The sequence below is a fragment of the Salmonella sp. 3C genome (assembly GCF_025426275.1).
In the GTDB taxonomy this organism is placed as follows: Bacteria; Pseudomonadota; Gammaproteobacteria; order Enterobacterales; family Enterobacteriaceae; genus Salmonella; species Salmonella enterica.
In genome coordinates this window covers 3,172,089-3,191,793 of record NZ_CP104858.1, presented here as the reverse complement: position 1 = coordinate 3,191,793, position 19,705 = coordinate 3,172,089, and the positions used below count along the sequence as shown (strand labels likewise).

At 52.7% G+C, this 19,705-nt stretch carries 17 protein-coding genes and 3 pseudogenes; 12 read left to right on the top strand and 8 right to left on the bottom strand.

Annotated elements, in window-relative coordinates; all coding sequences use genetic code 11:
• Positions 1–4 precede the first annotated feature (4 nt).
• Positions 5–1,219 (bottom strand): enterochelin esterase, encoded by a 1,215-nt coding sequence (gene fes, locus N7E69_RS15190; RefSeq protein ID WP_000656609.1) that lies wholly within the window; start codon positions 1,217–1,219, stop codon positions 5–7.
• Between the two features lie 188 nt (positions 1,220–1,407).
• Here fes and N7E69_RS15185 point away from each other — a divergent pair, with 188 nt between their 5' ends.
• The 4 genes from N7E69_RS15185 to N7E69_RS15170 all read left to right on the top strand — a co-directional run bounded on the left by N7E69_RS15185 (position 1,408) and on the right by N7E69_RS15170 (position 5,859).
• Positions 1,408–3,663: a TonB-dependent siderophore receptor gene (locus tag N7E69_RS15185; RefSeq protein ID WP_001034966.1), complete on the top strand. Its 2,256-nt coding sequence runs from the start codon at positions 1,408–1,410 to the stop codon at positions 3,661–3,663.
• Between the two features lie 46 nt (positions 3,664–3,709).
• A complete protein-coding gene (entD, locus tag N7E69_RS15180; protein WP_261743128.1) occupies positions 3,710–4,414 on the top strand; it encodes an enterobactin synthase subunit EntD in 705 nt (234 codons plus the stop codon).
• Between the two features lie 11 nt (positions 4,415–4,425).
• Positions 4,426–5,544 carry a YbdK family carboxylate-amine ligase gene (locus N7E69_RS15175; protein WP_001196902.1) on the top strand — a complete coding sequence of 373 codons (1,119 nt, stop codon included), beginning with the start codon at positions 4,426–4,428 and terminating at the stop codon, positions 5,542–5,544.
• Between the two features lie 66 nt (positions 5,545–5,610).
• On the top strand, positions 5,611–5,859 hold the full coding sequence (locus N7E69_RS15170; protein ID WP_000682497.1) for a DUF1158 family protein: 249 nt from the start codon (positions 5,611–5,613) through the stop codon (positions 5,857–5,859).
• Between the two features lie 5 nt (positions 5,860–5,864).
• Here N7E69_RS15170 and N7E69_RS15165 read toward each other — a convergent pair whose 3' ends face one another.
• Positions 5,865–6,206, bottom strand: coding sequence for a RamA family antibiotic efflux transcriptional regulator (locus N7E69_RS15165; RefSeq protein ID WP_000155633.1), 342 nt, complete (start codon positions 6,204–6,206; stop codon positions 5,865–5,867).
• 288 nt (positions 6,207–6,494) lie between these two features.
• Here N7E69_RS15165 and N7E69_RS15160 point away from each other — a divergent pair, with 288 nt between their 5' ends.
• From N7E69_RS15160 to nfsB, 3 genes are all read left to right on the top strand, one after another.
• Complete coding sequence (locus N7E69_RS15160) at positions 6,495–7,076, top strand: TetR/AcrR family transcriptional regulator (protein WP_000113613.1); 582 nt, start codon at positions 6,495–6,497, stop codon at positions 7,074–7,076.
• Positions 7,076–7,444 carry an MmcQ/YjbR family DNA-binding protein gene (locus N7E69_RS15155; RefSeq protein ID WP_000348989.1) on the top strand — a complete coding sequence of 123 codons (369 nt, stop codon included), beginning with the start codon at positions 7,076–7,078 and terminating at the stop codon, positions 7,442–7,444. Before N7E69_RS15160 ends, N7E69_RS15155 begins: the two co-directional genes overlap by 1 nt.
• Positions 7,445–7,540: 96 nt before the next feature.
• Complete coding sequence (nfsB, locus tag N7E69_RS15150; RefSeq protein ID WP_000355879.1) at positions 7,541–8,194, top strand: oxygen-insensitive NAD(P)H nitroreductase; 654 nt, start codon at positions 7,541–7,543, stop codon at positions 8,192–8,194.
• A 265-nt stretch (positions 8,195–8,459) separates the two neighbouring features.
• Here the strand turns inward: nfsB and N7E69_RS15145 are convergent.
• A pseudogene (locus tag N7E69_RS15145) lies at positions 8,460–10,446 on the bottom strand (autotransporter outer membrane beta-barrel domain-containing protein).
• Between the two features lie 310 nt (positions 10,447–10,756).
• Here N7E69_RS15145 and N7E69_RS15140 point away from each other — a divergent pair.
• On the top strand, positions 10,757–12,004 hold the full coding sequence (locus tag N7E69_RS15140; RefSeq protein ID WP_001156971.1) for a mechanosensitive ion channel family protein: 1,248 nt from the start codon (positions 10,757–10,759) through the stop codon (positions 12,002–12,004).
• A gap of 41 nt (positions 12,005–12,045) precedes the next feature.
• On the opposite strand, the gene pheP is transcribed toward N7E69_RS15140, so the two are convergent.
• Positions 12,046–13,440, bottom strand: coding sequence for a phenylalanine transporter (gene pheP, locus N7E69_RS15135; protein ID WP_000786288.1), 1,395 nt, complete (start codon positions 13,438–13,440; stop codon positions 12,046–12,048).
• Positions 13,441–13,765: 325 nt separating this feature from the next.
• Here pheP and N7E69_RS15130 point away from each other — a divergent pair, with 325 nt between their 5' ends.
• Positions 13,766–14,941, top strand: a complete 1,176-nt coding sequence (locus tag N7E69_RS15130; protein ID WP_001033453.1) for a DnaJ family molecular chaperone — start codon at positions 13,766–13,768, stop codon at positions 14,939–14,941.
• 94 nt (positions 14,942–15,035) lie between these two features.
• Here the strand turns inward: N7E69_RS15130 and rclC are convergent, their stop codons facing one another.
• The 3 genes from rclC to rclA all read right to left on the bottom strand — a co-directional run bounded on the left by rclC (position 15,036) and on the right by rclA (position 17,327).
• Positions 15,036–15,596 (bottom strand): reactive chlorine resistance membrane protein RclC, encoded by a 561-nt coding sequence (gene rclC, locus N7E69_RS15125; RefSeq protein ID WP_000362181.1) that lies wholly within the window; start codon positions 15,594–15,596, stop codon positions 15,036–15,038.
• Positions 15,597–15,608: 12 nt separating this feature from the next.
• On the bottom strand, positions 15,609–15,845 hold the full coding sequence (gene rclB, locus N7E69_RS15120) for a reactive chlorine resistance periplasmic protein RclB (protein WP_000922173.1): 237 nt from the start codon (positions 15,843–15,845) through the stop codon (positions 15,609–15,611).
• Positions 15,846–16,001: 156 nt separating this feature from the next.
• On the bottom strand, positions 16,002–17,327 hold the full coding sequence (rclA, locus tag N7E69_RS15115) for a reactive chlorine resistance oxidoreductase RclA (protein ID WP_000195929.1): 1,326 nt from the start codon (positions 17,325–17,327) through the stop codon (positions 16,002–16,004).
• A 215-nt stretch (positions 17,328–17,542) separates the two neighbouring features.
• Here rclA and rclR point away from each other — a divergent pair, with 215 nt between their 5' ends.
• Positions 17,543–18,397, top strand: coding sequence for a reactive chlorine-specific transcriptional regulator RclR (gene rclR / locus N7E69_RS15110; protein ID WP_000339632.1), 855 nt, complete (start codon positions 17,543–17,545; stop codon positions 18,395–18,397).
• Positions 18,398–18,447: 50 nt separating this feature from the next.
• On the opposite strand, the pseudogene N7E69_RS15105 reads toward rclR, so the two are convergent.
• Positions 18,448–18,687: pseudogene (locus tag N7E69_RS15105) on the bottom strand (efflux RND transporter permease subunit); the annotation flags it as partial.
• A 3-nt stretch (positions 18,688–18,690) separates the two neighbouring features.
• Between N7E69_RS15105 and N7E69_RS15100 the strand changes: the two are divergent.
• Both N7E69_RS15100 and N7E69_RS15095 read left to right on the top strand, forming a co-directional pair.
• A pseudogene (locus N7E69_RS15100) lies at positions 18,691–19,065 on the top strand (ATP-binding protein); the annotation flags it as partial.
• 199 nt (positions 19,066–19,264) lie between these two features.
• Entirely contained in the window at positions 19,265–19,510 is a 246-nt protein-coding gene (locus N7E69_RS15095) for a hypothetical protein (protein WP_000445907.1), read from the top strand.
• Positions 19,511–19,705 lie beyond the last annotated feature (195 nt).

Below are 19,705 nucleotides of genomic sequence, written 5' to 3'. Positions count from 1 at the left end.
CCGGTTAAAGCGTGTCGATAAGCGGCTGCCAAAGCATCATCAGCCCTTGCGTTAGCCCGCCGCGCCAGCAAAGCGCATCGTGTCCGCCGTCAACCTGACGCCAGAAAATGGACTGCTGCGAAGTATTCAGTTGGGCATAAAGCGCCTGATTCGCCTGAAACACGATCGGCTCACGCACGCCGGCTTCCAGTACGATACGCAGTCCGCGCGCACATAATGCGCCGGTTTTCAGCCGGGTAATGACTTCCCCCTCCGGCGGGGTGATGCGATGAGGCCACCAGAACGATCCTGACTGGCTTAGTACACAGCCAAAACGCGTCGGCCAGTTCAGGCCGGCATACAGCGCCGACAGGCCGCCAAAGCTCTGTCCGGCGACCACCGTTCGCCCGGCATCATCGCTAAAAGGCGTCACGGCTCTGACTTGCGGCAACAGTTCCTGCTGCACTGCCAGCCAGAAGTCGGCATTGCAGGTCAACTCCTGGCTGCGGTGGTGAGTATCAATCGCGTCAATCAGCAGATAGACGGCACCGGGAAGCAGGCGTTGATGAGTCAGCGAGGCAAGCGCGGGCCAGACGGGCATATTTTCCGCCCAGAATTGACCGTCCAGCAGAATAGCCAACGGTCTTTCCTCCGGCGCCTCGTCTCCGGTCGTCAATATCCATACGCGGCGGGAGTTACCCAGACGTGCGCTATGCCACTGCATCATCAAAGGCGGCGAGTACGGCGTTTCAGGACGATCCCATCCCGGCTGAAGGGGCGCATCCGGCATTTCCAGCGCTGAAACCGCATGACCACGTCCTCCCCGCCAGCTTTGCGAATTAAGCGGGTCGGCAATCGCCTGCGGTAATAGCTGTCGCCAGCCTTCACGCAGTGCGTTCCGATCGGGCGTTTCGCCCGGCGCAAAAGCGGCAAAAACGTCATCGCGTTCGGTAGGAATAAAACAGTAGCTGCCACGCCAGTTAGCGCTAAGCGCCGTACTCCAGCGCCAGACATCCGTTCCGGCAATACGCGCCATCGTCTGAGGCTGCGCGTTTTGATGATGATCGGTTACGCCAGTGATGTAGACCCAGACACGCCGTATCGGGGAGTGTGTTTCGTTTCCCTGCGGGTCGCGCCACCAAAAAGTGACCCGATAATTTCCGTCTTTTTCCCGTATCCATTCCGGCCCGGTTTTCGTCCTCCACCAGGCCTTACTTCCCGTTGCCAGCGCCTCTTTCATTATAACCCTGTGTTTATTATGAATTTTGTATATAAAAGGTGAAATATATTAATAATATTATTGATAACTATTTGCATTTGCAATAGCGTATTGTCGCGCTATGGGACGCGCGAACACAATTTCACCACCCGGCCAATGCCTTTGACGGGCGCTTTGGCTTATGTGGCTAAAGAAAAGCAGGATATACAATGAACAAGAAGATTCATTCCCTGACCTTACTGGTCAATTTAGGGATTTACGGGGCCGCTCTGCCCGTGATGGCGGAAGAAAAAACCGATAGCGCTGCGCTCACCAATGAAGACACCATCGTGGTGACCGCTGCCCAGCAAAACCTACAGGCGCCTGGCGTATCCACTATCACCGCCGATGAGATCCGCAAAAATCCGCCCGCGCGCGACGTGTCAGAAATCATCCGCACCATGCCGGGCGTGAACCTGACCGGCAACTCCACCAGCGGTCAGCGCGGGAATAACCGCCAAATCGATATTCGCGGCATGGGGCCGGAAAACACCCTTATCCTGATAGACGGTAAACCCGTCACCAGCCGTAACTCGGTGCGCCTGGGCTGGCGCGGCGAACGCGATACCCGTGGCGATACCGCGTGGGTGCCGCCGGAGATGATCGAACGCATTGAAGTGCTGCGTGGCCCTGCCGCCGCACGCTACGGTAACGGCGCGGCGGGTGGCGTGGTCAATATCATTACCAAAAAAGGCGGTAGCGAGTGGCACGGTTCCTGGAATACCTATTTCAACGCTCCGGAACATAAAGACGAAGGCGCGACCAAACGCACTAACTTTAGCCTGAACGGCCCGCTGGGCGGGGATTTCAGCTTCCGCCTGTATGGCAACCTCGACAAAACGCAGGCGGATGCGCGTAATATTAACCAGGGGCATCAGTCTGAACGTACCGGGAGTTACGCCGACACGCTACCAGCAGGACGCGAGGGGGTCATTAACAAAGATATCAACGGCGTGGTTCGTTGGGATTTTGCTCCGCTTCAGTCTCTGGAGCTGGAGGCCGGATACAGTCGCCAGGGCAATCTCTATGCCGGCGATACTCAGAACACCAATACGAACCAACTGGTGAAAGATAATTACGGAAAAGAGACGAACCGCCTCTATCGGCAGAACTACTCTCTGACCTGGAACGGCGGCTGGGATAATGGCGTAACCACCAGTAACTGGGTGCAATACGAACATACCCGTAACTCCCGGATGCCGGAAGGCTTGGCAGGCGGCACCGAAGGAATTTTCGATCCCAAAGCATCGCAAAAATATGCCGATGCCGATTTGAATGACGTCACCCTACACAGCGAAGTGAGCCTTCCTTTCGATCTGCTGGTCAATCAAAACCTGACGCTGGGTACCGAATGGGCCCAACAGCGTATGAAAGACGAGCTCTCCAACTCGCAAACCTTTATGGGGGGAAATATCCCGGGTTACAGCAGTACCAATCGTAGCCCCTATTCAAAAGCGGAAATTTTCTCTCTGTTTGCTGAAAACAACATGGAACTGACCGACAGCACCATGCTGACGCCGGGGCTACGTTTCGATCATCACAGTATTGTGGGGGATAACTGGAGCCCGTCGCTGAACCTGTCGCAAGGTCTGGGGGATGACTTTACCCTGAAAATGGGGATCGCCCGCGCTTATAAAGCCCCGAGTCTGTACCAGACTAACCCAAACTATATTTTGTACAGTAAAGGTCAGGGTTGCTACGCGACTGGCGCGGGTACCGGCATCGGCTGCTATATGATGGGTAACGATGATCTGAAAGCCGAAACCAGCATCAATAAAGAGATCGGTCTGGAATTTAAACGCGATGGCTGGCTGGCCGGCATCACCTGGTTCCGCAATGATTACCGCAATAAGATTGAAGCGGGTACAGTGCCGTTGCAGCGTATCAATAACGGCAAAACGGATGTCTATCAGTGGGAGAACGTGCCGAAAGCGGTCGTTGAAGGTCTGGAAGGCACGTTAAACGTACCGGTTAGCGACACCGTCAACTGGACGAATAACGTTACGTATATGCTGCAGAGTAAAAACAAAGAGACCGGCGAACGCCTGTCGATTATTCCACAGTACACGCTTAACTCTACCCTGAGCTGGCAGGTACGTCAGGACGTTTCTCTGCAATCGACCTTCACCTGGTACGGCAAACAAGAGCCGAAGAAATATGATTATCAGGGTAACCCCGTTACCGGAACAGATAAGCAAGCGGTCAGCCCATACAGTATTGTTGGCCTGAGCGCGACCTGGGACGTGACCAAAAATGTCAGCCTGACCGGTGGCGTGGATAACCTCTTTGACAAACGTCTGTGGCGTGAAGGTAACGCGCAAACCGTCAGGGATACGCAAACTGGCGCTTATATGGCGGGTGCTGGCGCGTACACCTATAACGAACCGGGACGTACGTGGTATATGAGCATTAATACCCATTTCTGATGGCAACCTTCCCTCCCTCATTCGGGGAGGGAATTAGCAAAAAACGATGCGGACATCTCATTTTCCCCTTCCCTTTGCCGGACACAGGCTGCATATCGTCGACTTTGATGCGAGCAGCTTTCACGAACACGACCTGCTATGGCTGCCTCATCACGATCGGCTCCGGTCTGCCGGACGCAAGCGTAAAGCTGAACATCTGGCAGGCCGCATCGCCGCCGTTCATGCGCTACGCGAGGTGGGCGTCAGGACAGTGCCCGGTATTGGCGACAAGCGACAGCCGCTATGGCCGGACGGCCTATTTGGCAGCATCAGCCACTGTGCGACAACGGCGCTGGCCGTCATATCCCAACAGCGTATCGGCATTGATATAGAAAAAATCATGAGTCAACACACGGCGACAGAGCTGGCGCCGTCCATTATTGATAGCGATGAGCGCCAAATTCTCCAGGCGAGCTCGCTCCCTTTTCCGCTTGCCCTGACGCTGGCTTTCTCCGCCAAAGAGAGCGTTTATAAAGCCTTTTCAGACCGCGTCACGCTCCCGGGATTCGATAGCGCAAAAGTTACCTCGCTTACCGCCACGCACATCTCGTTACATCTGCTGCCAGCCTTTGCCGCCATGATGGCTGAACGTACCGTCCGTACAGAATGGTTTCAACGTAGCAATAGCGTTATTACTCTTGTTTCTGCAATAACGCGCTTTCCCCACGACAGGAGCGCTCCCGCTTCTATACTTAACGCAATCCCCCGATAAATGAGATCGCTATGGCGCTGAATGATTTTCACGTTTCTGAACCTTATACGCTTGGTATTGAGCTGGAGATGCAGGTGATCAATCCACCTGGCTACGATTTAAGTCAGGACTCTTCTACGCTGATCGACGCCGTTAAGCCCCAACTTACTGCGGGAGAAATTAAGCACGATATCACCGAAAGTATGCTGGAGATGGCCACGGGCGTCTGCCGCGATATTGACCAGGCGGCGGCCCAACTTTCTGCCATGCAGCACGTTATTTTACAGGCGGCGTCGGAACACCATCTCGGCATTTGCGGCGGCGGTACGCACCCTTTTCAAAAATGGCAGCGTCAGGAGGTCTGTGATAATGAGCGCTATCAACGCACGCTGGAAAATTTCGGCTACTTAATTCAACAGGCGACGGTTTTCGGCCAGCATGTCCACGTCGGCTGCGCGAATGGCGACGATGCGATTTATCTTTTACACGGGCTGTCGCATTTTGTGCCGCACTTTATTGCGCTCTCCGCCGCGTCTCCCCATATGCAAGGATCTGACACCCGTTTTGCCTGCGCGCGCCTGAATATTTTTTCCGCTTTTCCCGATAACGGTCCCATGCCGTGGGTCAGTAACTGGCAAGAGTTTGCCGGACTATTTCGCCGTCTGTCTTACACCACGATGATCGACAGCATCAAAGATTTGCACTGGGATATCCGCCCCAACCCGGCCTTTGGCACGGTAGAAGTTCGGGTGATGGATACGCCGCTCACCCTTGATCATGCCATCAATATGGCAGGGTTGATTCAGGCGACCGCGCACTGGCTGCTGACCGAGCGTCCCTTTAAACCGCAGGAACAAGACTATCTGTTATATAAATTCAACCGTTTTCAGGCTTGCCGCTATGGTCTGGAGGGCGTGATAACCGATGCCTATACCGGCGACCGCCGTCGCCTGGCAGATGATACGCTGCGTCTGCTGGACAACGTTACCCCCTCTGCGCGCAAGCTGGGCGCCGACAGCGCCATTGACGCGCTACGTCTGCAGGTGAAAAAAGGCGGTAACGAAGCGCAATATATGCGGGAGTTTATTGCCGACGGCGGATCGCTGATAGGTCTGGTACAAAAACATTGTGAAATCTGGGCGGGACAATAGACAGCATATTTGCCTTACCAGGCGATATCCCGGACAATGGCGTTTTAACTTACGTTTAACAAAGCCATGAAACACCCGCTTGAATCATTGATGACCGCTGCCGGTATTTTGCTGATGGCGTTGCTCTCCAGCCTGCTGCTGCCCGCCCCTTCGCTCGGCCTTGCGCTGGCGCAAAAACTGGTCGGGATCTTTCATCTTATGGATCTCAACCAGCTTTATACTTTGTTGTTTTGTTTATGGTTTCTGTTGCTCGGCGCGCTGGAATATTATGTCATTCGCTTTATCTGGCGGCGCTGGTTTTCGCTGGCCGATTAAACATTTCAATGCGTACGACCATGCTTTTCTTTACGATAAGCGCCTGGCGGCAGGTTGAACGTGCGGGTAAAAATGCGCGTAAAGGTTTGCTGCGAATCAAAACCATACTTGAGACAAATATCATACACCTTCTGGTCGGTGTCGCGCAGGTCGCGCGCCGCCAGTTTTAGCTTCCGTTCACGCACGTAGCGCCCCAGACTCTCCCCTTTGTACTGCATAAAAAGGCGCTGCAGGTGCCACTTGGAATACCCCGCATGACGGGCAATATCATCAATACGTAACGGCTGATTCAAATTATCATCAATCCACTCGACAATCGTGTCGATAACCTGAGCGGAAATGGTCATCGTGCTCTCCCCTCTATCAAACTCGTCAGCGGCTCCCGCACCGCACATTTACGGCAACAGCAATAAGCATAGTAATAACCACACAAATTGTGAGATGGCTTATCGCATGGCCTGCAATAGGCTTTTCTACCACTTCATGCGGCAGCCCTTGATTATGAGTGAGTAAGCACTCATTATAGAAAGCAAAGATACGCCGTCAAGGTACTTTTCAAAGGTTGACATTCACCGTTGCGACGCGACAACGGGCATGATTCAATCATGTTTTTCCAGACATAAGGGTAACGTGTAGTGGCTCGTCCGAAGAGTGAAGACAAAAAACAAGCATTACTGGAAGCGGCAACCCAGGCGATAGCGCAATCCGGTATCGCCGCCTCAACGGCGGTGATTGCGCGTAACGCAGGTGTTGCAGAAGGAACATTGTTTCGCTATTTCGCGACCAAAGATGAGCTGATTAACACGTTGTATTTGCATTTAAAGCAGGATCTCTGCCAGTCAATGATAATGGAGCTGGATCGATCCATTACCGATGCCAAAACGATGACCCGCTTTATCTGGAACAGTTACATCAGTTGGGGTCTGAACCATCCCGCGCGCCACCGGGCGATCCGTCAACTGGCCGTCAGCGAAAAGCTCACCAAAGAGACGGAACAACGGGCCGACGATATGTTCCCCGAATTGCGCGATTTATGTCATCGTTCCGTTTTGATGGTGTTTATGTCGGATGAGTACCGCGCCTTCGGCGACGGCCTTTTTCTGGCGCTGGCTGAAACAACAATGGATTTCGCCGCGCGCGATCCCGCTCGCGCTGGCGAATATATTGCGCTGGGATTCGAAGCGATGTGGCGCGCGCTGACTCGCGAGGAGCAATAATGGACGGTCAAACACTGCACGCCTGTGCAAAACGCTTTGCGCTGGAACTGCCTTTTACCGAACACTGCTGGCCTTTCGGCCCACAGTACGATGTGTTTAAAGTCGGCGGCAAAATATTCATGCTGTTCACTGAACATCACTGTCGCCCAGTGGTAAACCTGAAGTCGGATCCCCAAAAATCCCTGGTAAATCAACAAATTTACCCCAGCATTGCGCCAGGCTATCACATGAATAAGAAACACTGGATTTCAGTCTATGCGGGCGAGGATATCACCGTCTCGCTACTCAACGATTTGATAAATGACTCATGGAATCTGGTCGTAGACGGGCTGCCTAAAAGAGAGCAACTGCGCCTGCGACCGCGCTGATGCAATAACCGTTTCCGCATTTTCCTCCCTTATCTTTTTACCGATAACCCGGTACCCTGCTGATACAAAAGGGTACTAAACCAACCAGGAGCATTTATGGATATCGTTTCTGTCGCCTTACAGCGCTACTCCACTAAGGCGTTCGATCCCAGCAAAAAACTGACCGCCGAAGAAGCGGATAAAATAAAAACACTACTACAGTACAGCCCCTCCAGCACCAATTCCCAGCCGTGGCACTTTATTGTCGCCAGTACGGAAGAAGGCAAAGCGCGCGTAGCAAAATCCGCTGCCGGAAACTACACGTTCAACGAACGCAAAATGCTGGACGCCTCCCATGTGGTGGTCTTCTGCGCCAAAACCGCAATGGATGACGCATGGCTTGAGCGCGTCGTCGATCAGGAAGATGCTGATGGCCGTTTCGCTACGCCGGAAGCTAAAGCGGCAAATGATAAAGGTCGCCGCTTTTTCGCCGATATGCACCGCGTCTCGCTGAAAGATGACCACCAGTGGATGGCGAAGCAGGTTTATCTGAACGTCGGCAACTTTCTGCTGGGCGTCGCCGCGATGGGTCTCGACGCCGTCCCCATTGAAGGTTTCGACGCCGAGGTGCTCGACGCTGAATTTGGTCTGAAAGAAAAAGGCTATACCAGTCTGGTCGTGGTGCCGGTCGGCCATCATAGCGTCGAGGATTTCAACGCCGGGCTGCCGAAATCACGTCTGCCGCTTGAAACCACACTGACGGAAGTTTAATCCCCTGCCTAAGCCGGACGCCCGTCCGGCTTTTTTCACCTTTCTGCCAGGTTCCCCAATGATCAATGGCGCGAAGTGCCAGGTTTTACATCGCCAGTGTTAACTTTCTCTTTCAAACTATTGAAAATAAATAATATTTAAAACTGGCACGCCGTTTGCCATATCTGGATACCCCCATCTGGATGAAGGAGAAAACGGCGTGACACCGGTTTGCGCCTACGATGGCGATATTGTCACCACGGAGTTGGCCCTCCCTGGCGTATCATCAAAATCGGGCGCTAAACCCAACGTTATAACGGGTTTGATTGCCATCGCTTAACCCTGCCGTTTGCGCCAGCCCGGCGAAAGCGGACACCGTTGCCGACAGCGGAAAATCTGCGCCAATCGCGATATCAACCCAGTTTTTATCCTGCGCTTTTCCGTCGCGGCTAAACGTCAGCGCGGTCGATTTAAGGCCGCCATTCGCCACATACGTATCATCGCCAAACTGACGGCGATAATTAATCTGCGCCCAGGAGTGAATGATGCTGTGGCGGAGATCCAGACGCCAGCCAGCGCTACCCACCTGCGAATGGGCGTTTTGGTCGCCAAAACGCATTGATGTACTGGTATTGAGCTTCTCGCTATAGCCATTAACGTGGCTGTAATCCCATGCATATTGCAGCATCGGTCCGGTCGTTAACCACGGCATCATGACAAAATCATAACCACTGGTTAACCTCGCGCCCCACAGCCGACCGTTGGTTTCGCCCTCTTCCACCCGTCTTAGCGCACCGAGCGTGATACTGCGCTGAATGTTACTGAATTTAGCGGACAGATAGTGTAAATCGCCATCCAGCCACGCCTGACCGGCGCGCAAATGGCTGAATACGGTGGCCTGAAAACCACGGGCGTCATAACGATAATTATCGTCAGGATGTTGCTTATCCAGAGAACCAGCTATCAGCCCTCCCAGCAGTACCTGCTCGTTAAGCTGATAATCGACGCCAACCGTCAGATTATTATGATTACCGTTCCCGTCGGCCTCATTATTATCATAACGTTGATATCCCCCGCTGTATCCGCCGAACATGCCCAGCGAACCGACAGGGTTTTCCCCCTGGCGAAGCTGCTGATAACGGCTGTCAAGCGTGGTACGACTACCTTGCGCCATCGACTGAACGCTTTGGTTCAGATATGTCGCCTGTACCGGCGCGGCAATGATCGACTGGATATATTGCGCAATAATGGTATGGACCTGCGGACCGGGATGTAAATGATCGGCAAACAGATAGTCCTGCGACGCATTAAATCCAGGCATTGCCGAGGAGCACGCCGAAGCGGATACGCCCGGCGGGCAGGCCATACCTACGGTATTTGTCAGACCAAACGCCTGCGGGTGGGCAAGAATTTCCTTAAAGAGGCCGTTGATATCGGCACGGGCTATATTGCCGCCGTGTTGCTCCAGCCCCTTCTCTTCCATCCGATTATAATCATCGGTCAGAGCTGACGCCTGCCCTGCCGCCGCTTCATAGCCCGCCAGCAGTTGCTCAACGAGCAGTTGCTGAATAAACGGATTGCTGCTTACCGTTGCAGCCGCCGCCAGCAACGCCTTGCGGATCGCCTGTTGCCGACTGGCGAAATCGGGCGTAGCTCCCTCCGCCAGCGCCTCTAACGCCGCTTTTAGCGCCGGGGGAGCCGCTGCGCCCAGCCCGGCGGTGATCACCGCCTCCAGAAGCATTGGCGTCGCACTAATATCCGGTACGTTTGGCACCACGACCAGCCCGGCGCCGGCATCCAGTAACAGCCCTACCTGCGCCGCCGCGCTAGTGGCGCTATTACCGGCTATTTGCTGTGCCATGGCAGGTCGCGCGGTGGCCGCCGCCAGATCGTGGCCGCCGCCAGATCGTTTCCGCCGACCCAGTGAATATACAAACCGTTGTGGTCGGCTTTTCCCCCGTTTTGGCAAGCCACTGCCGTACCTGATCTGCGGTATTATCCTGCGGGTTTAATTCCGGGGTCGCCGTCGCGCCGCCGGCGGCATAATTAGAACCGCCATTGCTGGAAGGGCTTAATGCCAGCCCATATAGTTCGGCCAACTGTTCGTCGTAGAGCTTATTTTGACCACTATCCCAGGTCCAGCGACCGTTATTTCCGGTATCGCTAAGGCTATCGCCAATTACCGTAAGAGAGTCAAACGCACAGGCAGATAATGGCGCGGCCAGCGCCAGCGAGAGTATGCCGTATTTTAGCAGGGTACGCTTTTGGGTCATCCGATGTTCCTTAATGTTATTGTTGATAGATACGACGGTGCTAATCATTATCCGACAGAGATATTGCAATCGTTTTAAACATTCTGGTTAAAAAGTTTTCATTCATTGTTGACGGACTGGCGCCTGTTCAAAAAGAGGGAACCGCGTAAAATGACGACGTTTACAGGGCGCTGGATAAAATATAGCGTATGGATAACCCCAGAGGCGCTTTTACCCGTCTGTTGCTGATTATGCCTGAAGCGCAGGCGTCCTGATTTGCATAAATGCCATTCAGCAGTCATCATAGGCTGCTGTTTATAAAGGAGAGATTATGCAGGAATTGATATCCCAGGTAGAAGATTTAGCGGGAATTGAAATGAATCACACCACGTCGCTGGTGGTGATATTTGGTATTATTTTTCTGACAGCAGTTGTCGTGCATATTATTTTGCACTGGATAGTACTGCGCGCTTTCGAAAAACGCGCCAGCGCCAGTTCCCGCCTGTGGCTGCAAATTATTACCCAGAATAAATTATTCCATCGTCTGGCTTTTACGCTACAAGGCATCATTGTCAATATTCAGGCCGCGCTCTGGCTACAAAAAGGCAGTGAGGCTGCGGATATCCTGACGACCTGCGCGCAGTTATGGATTATGACCTACGCCCTGCTGTCGTTATTTTCTCTGCTGGACGTGATTTTCAATCTATCGCAAAAATGGCCCGCCGCCTCTCAGTTACCGCTAAAAGGAATATTTCAGGGCATTAAGCTCATCGGCGCAATTATCGTCGGCATTCTGATGATCTCACTGCTGATTGGCCAGTCACCAGCAATTTTAATCAGCGGGCTTGGCGCGATGGCCGCGGTATTAATGCTGGTCTTTAAAGACCCGATTCTTGGCCTGGTTGCTGGTATACAGCTTTCCGCCAACGATATGCTCAAACTGGGCGACTGGCTGGAGATGCCAAAATATGGCGCAGATGGCGCGGTCATTGATATTGGTTTAACCACGGTAAAAGTACGCAACTGGGATAATACCATCACCACCATTCCCACCTGGTCGCTGGTTTCCGACTCGTTCAAAAACTGGAGCGGCATGTCTGCGTCCGGCGGACGCCGGATTAAACGCAGCATTAATATTGACGCGACCAGTATCCATTTTCTGGATGATGATGAAAAACAGCGGCTATTAACCGCGCAACTGTTAAAGCCGTACCTTACCAGCCGTCATCAGGAAATCGATGAATGGAATAAACAACTGGATGCGCCGGAATCAGCCTTAAATCACCGCCGAATGACCAATATCGGGACATTTCGCGCCTATCTGAACGAATATTTACGCCACCATCCGCGCATCCGTAAAGACATGACGCTGATGGTACGCCAACTGGCGCCTGACGATCATGGTTTGCCGATAGAGATCTACGCCTTTACCAATACCGTCGTGTGGCTGGAATATGAGAGCATCCAGGCCGATATTTTCGACCATATTTTTGCCGTGGTGGAAGAGTTCGGCTTGCGTATTCATCAGACGCCGACCGGCAGCGATATTCGTGCGCTGTCAGGGACATTGCGGCATTAATGGATTGCCCGATCGCATGAGCATGGGATCGGGCAAAAAAGTTAATGAGCCTTACGGCGCAAAACTGTAAACGCGATAAACAGGAATACAATCCATACCGGCAGCAAAATCGCCGACAATCGCATATCGTCCATCGTACACATTAACACCAGAATCAGCGCCAGAAACGCAATGCACAAATAGTTTCCGGCGGGATAGAACAGCGCCTTAAATTGCGTCTCGCGCCCTTTACGACGCATCGCCGCGCGAAAACGTAAATGCGCGAGACAGATCATTATCCAGTTTAGCAATAGCGTCGCGACAACCAGCGCCATCAACAGGCTAAACGCTTTTTGCGGCAACAGATAGTTGATCAGCACCACCAGCGAGGTAATCGCTCCGGAAAGTATCAGCGAGTTCACCGGTACGCCGCGATGGCTGACACGGGTTAAAAATTTCGGCGCGTTGCCTTGTACGGACAGGCCGAACAGCATTCGGCTATTCGAATAAACGCCGCTGTTATATACCGAAAGCGACGCGACCAGAATAACGAAATTCAGCGCCGAAGCCACCACATTACTGTCCAGGTTATGGAAGATCATCACAAAAGGGCTGCTATTGGATTTCACCTCTACCCACGGATAGAGCGCCAGCAACACCACCAGCGAACCGATGTAGAACAGCAAAATACGGTATACCACCTGATTCACCGCTTTCGGGATGCTTTTTTGCGGATCGCGCGCTTCCGCCGCAGTAATGCCGATCAGCTCCAGTCCGCCAAAAGAAAACATAATCACCGCCAGCGACAGAAGCAAACCATGCCAACCGGTAGCGAAGAAACCGTTATAACGCCAGAGGTTATCAATGCTGGCATGTTCGCCGCCGTGGCCGGAGAACAGCAGCCACAGACCAAAACCTATCATGCCGATAATCGCCAGCACTTTAATCAGCGCGAACCAGAATTCCGTTTCGCCATACAGACGAACGTTCACCAGATTCACGGCATTAATGATAATAAAAAACGCCGCCGCCCATACCCATGTTGGTACGTCAGGCAGCCAGTACTGCATATAGATGCCCGCCGCGGTCAACTCCGCCATCCCGACCAGCACAAACATGACCCAATAGTTCCAGCCCGACAAAAAGCCCGCAAACGGCCCCCAATATTTCCAGGCGAAGTGGGCAAACGATCCGGAAACCGGCTCTTCCACGACCATTTCACCCAACTGGCGCATAATGAGAAAAGCGATAATCCCGGCAACGCCATAGCCCAACAAAACAGCCGGCCCCGCCATTTGAATCGCCGGGCCGATGCCCAGAAACAGTCCGGTGCCAATGGCGCCGCCCAGCGCAATTAGCTGAATATGGCGGTTTTGCAACCCCCGCTGAAGCGTCGGTTCATTCTTCGACGCGGCATCCGACACGCTGGCGCCGGATGCAGTTGACGCGTTTTTCACGTCCTACCCCTGTATCGTTTTTATTGAGGGGCACCTTTTAACATTTCGCTCTCGCTGCCGCAAGGCGCAATCGTTTGTCAAGGCTCAACTCCGGACGTTAACGTTATCGTGTAAAAAAAGATGTCGCGGGGAGTAAAAAGAAAAGAGTGCGCGCCGATATAGAACGTTACGGGTGACAGACGCCGAGTATAAAATATGTGAATAACTCTGGACGAAAAGTACGACACCCTACAGAATACATTTAGTATTTTTTCAGTATTTTCAAAAAGGTGAATCAGACCTGGTATCTGTTATCCGTTTTTGAGCCACGCCAGGCATCAACGTCATGAATAAGATCATCAAACGTTTAGAGATCATCAAAAGCGCCATCGAACTTGAGGACGAAGAGATTATCCGTCAGCAGCTCATCTACCTGAAAAATGAGCCGCAGGATGCCGTAATCAGCGCGATTGCCCAGGCGATTGAAGCTCGTCGATTCAGTGACGCCATGCAAGAGATCGCCGCCTGGCTACAGGCTCAACGGGCGCTCTCGACGTGGCAAGATCCCTCTATTGCCGCCAGTAAACTGGAGCTGAAAGCGCTTGAAGCCCAACTTCGCGATCTGATTGACAAACGAAATGCGCGGGTACAAATCCTCGACGATTTCAACGACCTCTATCATCTGCGTCTCGGGCCGTTGATGAGCCGTATTCTGGAGTTGCGTAAACAGCTCGCGGTGAGTATGCAGCGTAAGCAAGAAGCCGAAATAAAACGCCGGGAAAAGGATTATCAATCCTGCCTGCAATTTATTTCCCAGGCCGTGGATCAACTGGCAACGCTAAAACAGCAGTGGACAGGATTGAATGCCGCCTCGCGCGAAGCGGTGGGCATCCGTCAGCGAATCCAGCAGCAGACGGAATTAATTACCGCGTTGCTGGCGGAAATTCGCGAGCTGGAAGCGGATTTTTCCCATCAGGACGACAGCGCATTCCGCCAGGCGCAGGAAAATGCGGAACAGGACTATCACCAGTACCGGGAGCAGCAGCAGGAAGCGCAATTCCGCTACGCTCGCGATCAACGTTTGTCGGCTGACGAACGCAATGAATTAAAACGTTTGTGGCGTCAGGCCAGCCGCCTGTGTCACCCGGATGTGGTCGCCGATGAATTAAAAGAAAAAGCGCACCAGATGATGGTACAACTTAATCAGGCGCGGCAGAATGCCGATCTGGCGGCAATTCGCGCGTTATTGACGCAGCTGCAAAGCGGTCTGGAACCGATGATGGCAAGCGACAGGCTCAATAACCTGGAACATCTGCGCCATAAAATACGCCAGCTCCGCACGCAAATCGACGCGCTGTTGAAAGAGATAACGCAGCTGGAAACGGAAAACGCCTGGCGGCTCGCCTCTTCCGTTGCGGATAAGGAAGCCTATTTCTCCGAGCAGGAACGGGCGCTAACCGAAATTCGCAATACGCTGGAGGCGCAGGTTCAACAGGTGGAACAGGAACTTCTGTCAGGGTAGTCCATCATTCATCAACACATTGTCGGATGGCGCAAGCGCCACCCGACGAATCGCGGCATAAAGAGGGTAAGAGGGTAAGAGGGTAAGAGGGTCGCTACTGTCGCTGTAAAAGTAACGAACGGGCGGAGTCCGCCATGATCATCACCGCCCCTGCCAGCATTAACGTATCTTTTAATACCAGCCGCCCAGCGCCCGATAAATACGGGAAACCATAATGCGCATCGCCCAGCGGCATAACCCAGGCCTCCGGCGTGGTGATTAAAAACGACAGCGTGACAAATGGCGTCAGGAATGCCAGCACGCCGCCCGCCAGCCCTAACCAGCGGCTGACAGGGTTAGCCAGTACCAGCACCGCGATAATCAATTCCACCACGCCCAGACCATCCGAAAACGCATACGTATTATTGGCCGTTTGCCAGGCGCGTTCCTCCGGTTTTAGTTCGCCCTCATGCGTCAGATGCTGACGATATTCTTCAGGATGTTCATAGAAAAAAGACATAAACGGGCTGTTCGCCACAAACGGGGTAATACTGTCTGCCTCATAGGGCACAAATTTTAGTAGTCCAATCCAGATAAAAACGATGGCGATACTCAGGCGAATTAATGTTAATCCAAGCCGATCCCCCTGACTTAACAGACGAAGATATTTATCCATCTCAGGCTCTCCTTATTTATATAATATCGCAGTGGCGTAACCCGTATTATCAATACGCATTGACGTAATTTTCCATGACGACGCCTGTTTACTTTGCGCCAGTCTGGCAATAGCGTCTTCAAGCATTGACGGCGTTGCTGACACCGCAGAAACGCTGATATATTCAACGTCAGTTAGCGGCTGGGCGGAGACGGAAAACGCCAGCGGCGCAGCCAATAATGAAGCAATAAGTGTGGTAACTTTTAACATCGAGATTTCCAGTCGTGGGTTATTTCAATGGTGTTATAATACGTTACGCCTGACTAAAGCCTTTTCTTTCAGACGCCAGCATATTTGTCCTGGCGTATTTTTATGGTCTGACAGGCAAAAAAAAGCCCTGATTAACAGGGCTACATTATTTATGTTTTACTTAATGAGAGAGAAGAGATCGTTTAAAGACTCACTCATTGTAGGATGGGTAAATATCTGGTCGCGTAACACCGTATAAGGTAAATCTGCATCCATAACGGTTTTAACGATATTAATCATTTCATGAGAATCGACGCATAACAATGACACCCCTACAATACGCTGCGTATTCACGTCCACTACCGCTTTTAGTACGCCACGGGTATCGTTCATAACACGGGCGCGAGGGATCGCCGCCACCGGTAATGTTACCACCTGCACCGTTGCGCCGCTTGCCCGCGCTTGTTCTTCCGTCAGCCCGACACGAGAGAGCGGGGGCGTCATAAAGACGGAGTATGGAACGTTCTGGCGATCGCGGGTACTGCGTTTGCCATCTCCCAATAACCCGTCGCGTACAATACGAAAATCATCCAGTGAAATATAGGTAAACTGCAACCCTCCGGTAACATCGCCCATCGCCCAGATATTGTCCGCCGTGGTACGCAGGTAATCATCCACGATGATCCCGCCACGTTCGTTCACCGCCACGCCGGCGTTCTGCAACTGTAAGCCAGCCGTCGCCGGTTTTCGCCCCGACGCCACCAGCAGGGCATCCACAAGATGCGCGCCTTCCGGCGTTTCAACTTGTACCGCGCCCTCCTTTGAGGATACGGCCTGTACGTTGGCGTTTAAAATCAGCTCGACGCCCTTTTCCTGTAAAATACGGGTAATTGCCTGCGCGATATCCCGATCTTCACGAGGCAGGAATTGCGGCGCTGCTTCAAAGATAGTGACCTTCGTACCAAAGTTGGCGAACATTGAGGCAAATTCAAGGCCAATATAACCACCGCCTAAAATCCCCAGCCGCGCCGGACGCTGGCTCAGGCTGAGTAGCCCGGTGCTATCGAACACCCCTGCCGTCGTTGTTAAGCCCGTAATAGCCGGGATCACCGACTCTGCGCCAGTATTAATGAAGATCTTTTCCCCCCGTAACACCCGCTCGCCGTCCGCCTGAAATACCCGTAAGGTATGGTTATCAATAAACTCCGCCCTTCCCTCAATCACATCGACATTGTCCAGGTCGGCAAGATTATGAAAATTTTTGTCGCGTAAAAAATTTACGACCGCCGCTTTGCGTTGCATGGCGACAGAAAAATCGCCCTCACGTTCTGCGTCATGCACCAGCGTTTTCGTTGGAATACAGCCAATGTTGATGCAGGTTCCGCCGAACATACTGGCGGACTGTTCGATAATCGCCACGCGCCATCCCGTCTTCGCCAGAGTTGCCGCCAACGTTTTTCCTGCCTTGCCAAAACCAATAATGAGCGCCTGATACTGTGTCATCTTCTTTCTCCGCCAAATCACCATCTGTTTGTCAGGACAAGTATAAATAACGTCAAAAAAGACAGAGTTATCCGCAACGCGTCATTTTTTGTCTTATCGTCTAAATTGGCCCTTAGCAAAAACAAGAGTAGAAATGACATTGAGTCCGAAATATAGTGATCAGAGACAGAAATGGTTATCCCTATTTTTGAAAAAGAATCTGTTCTGGAGTCTATATGGATGCGCTTAGTCGGCTATTGACGCTTAACGCCCCTCAGGGCTCAATCGACAAGAATTGCCCGTTAGGCGGCGACTGGCAGTTGCCGCACGCCGCTGGCGAGCTATCGGTGATTCGCTGGCATACCGTTACGCAGGGCGAAGCGCAACTGGAAATGCCTACCGGCGACGCCATGACGCTTACGCCGGGAAAGGTGGTGATTCTGCCGCAAAACTCCGCCCACCGTTTGCGCCAGTCTGGCGAATCACCGACACATATCGTCTGCGGTAGTCTACGTCTGCACACGACGTCACGTTATTTCCTTACCGCGTTGCCGGAAGTGTTATGTCTTGCCCCGCCGCCGCATAGCCCCGCCAGTATCTGGATTAACGCCGCCATTTTGCTGTTACAGCAGGAGTCAGAACGCCATTTACCTGGCGCTGATGTCTTATACAGTCAGCAGTGCGCCACGCTGTTTACCCTCGCCGTTCGCGACTGGCTATCGCAGGCTGGCACGGCGAAAAGCGTGCTCAATTTATTACTGCATCCCCGGCTGGGCCGCGTGATCCTTCACATGCTGGAAACACCGGCGCATCCCTGGACGGTCGAAACGCTGGCGCAACGGGTACACATGTCGCGGGCGAGCTTCGCCCAGCTATTTCGCGACGTGTCCGCTACAACGCCCTTAGCCGTGTTAACAACGCTGCGCCTGCAAATCGCCGCCCAGACCCTGTCGCGTGAAGTGCTGCCGGTGATGGTGATTGCCGAGTCGGTAGGTTATGCGAGCGAATCTTCTTTTCACAAAGCTTTTGTCCGTGAATTCGGTTGTACACCAGGCGAGTACCGCAAACGGGTCAGCGCGCTCGGACGATAAACGTACGCTGAACCCGCCTGCAGTTTGACGCCGCAGGCGGGGTGCACACGTTATGCCGCAAGGCGACGATGCCTGCGCAGCCACATCAGCTTGTAGGCTGCCGGAATGATGAACAGCGACAGCAATGGCGCGGTAATACGGCTCATCACCTCAGAACCCGCGCCGGTCCCCCATAAAACAGGTAGCAGACCGGCGATAATCACCGCTACCGTCATGGCTTTTGGCCGCACCCGGAGCACCGCCCCGTGGTAAAGCGCCTCATCGAGTTTTTCTGCCGAAAAGGTGTTGGGAGCTTGCGCTTTGAAGGCCGCGCCTGCTGAATCACCGGCGATCCCATCATGCTGCGCAGAGCGATCAGTAATTTACTCTCTAATACGATGCGCTATACGCCGCCGGGTAAAACCATTACTCTTCGGATAAAAGAAGCGGACGACCAGATACATATTATTGTTGAAAACCCCGGTACGCCAATCGCGCCGGAACATTTGCCGTGCCTTTTCGATCGTTTTTATCGCGTTGATCCCTCCCGCCAGCGTAAAGGGGAAGGCAGCGGTATAGGCCTGGCAATTGTAAAATCCATCGTCATTGCGCATCAGGGAAAAGTTTCTGTCACCTCCGATACGCGCGCTACTCGTTTTATTTTGACATTACCCAAACACCTCCGTTGAACTGTAGCGATAGTGAAAGGCGCTATCACTAGCCAGCAAAATAATCTGATATAATCGTCATTATCCTGTCACGCGCCAGCCCCAACGACTGTTTTATTATTTCTCTTATTAACCCACACCGGAGAAATAAGATGAATAAGTTTACATCCCTTTTAGCTGTCGTTTTTTTATTTCAGCTGGTGTAAAAGCCGCAGAGAAAATGGAATCTCGCCAATTATCCGCCACGGCGCATGAGATGATGAATAACGGTGACGCCTTCGCACATCAGCAAATGGCTCAGACACAGAAAACCAGCGCCCCGGCTACTGTGGAAAATGCGACATCCTTTTCTGAAATGGACGACTATGAAAAAGCAATGGTCATCCATCAATCGATGAATAATGCCCATTCTTTCTCCCACGAGATCCAGGCTGAGGAGCACCATAAACAGATTAAACGCAATTAGTTATTTGCATATTAGCGTCACGTACTGCGGATGGCGCAACGTCGCCCCCGCAGAAGCTTACGGATTAACATAATTTTGAGAGGTTAAATAGCGCGCCCTGCAGGATTCGAACCTGCGACCCACGGCTTAGATGTTCCTGGAACTACCTGAGCTAACAACAAGTTATCCCATTACTACGGCGCTCACACTCGCCCC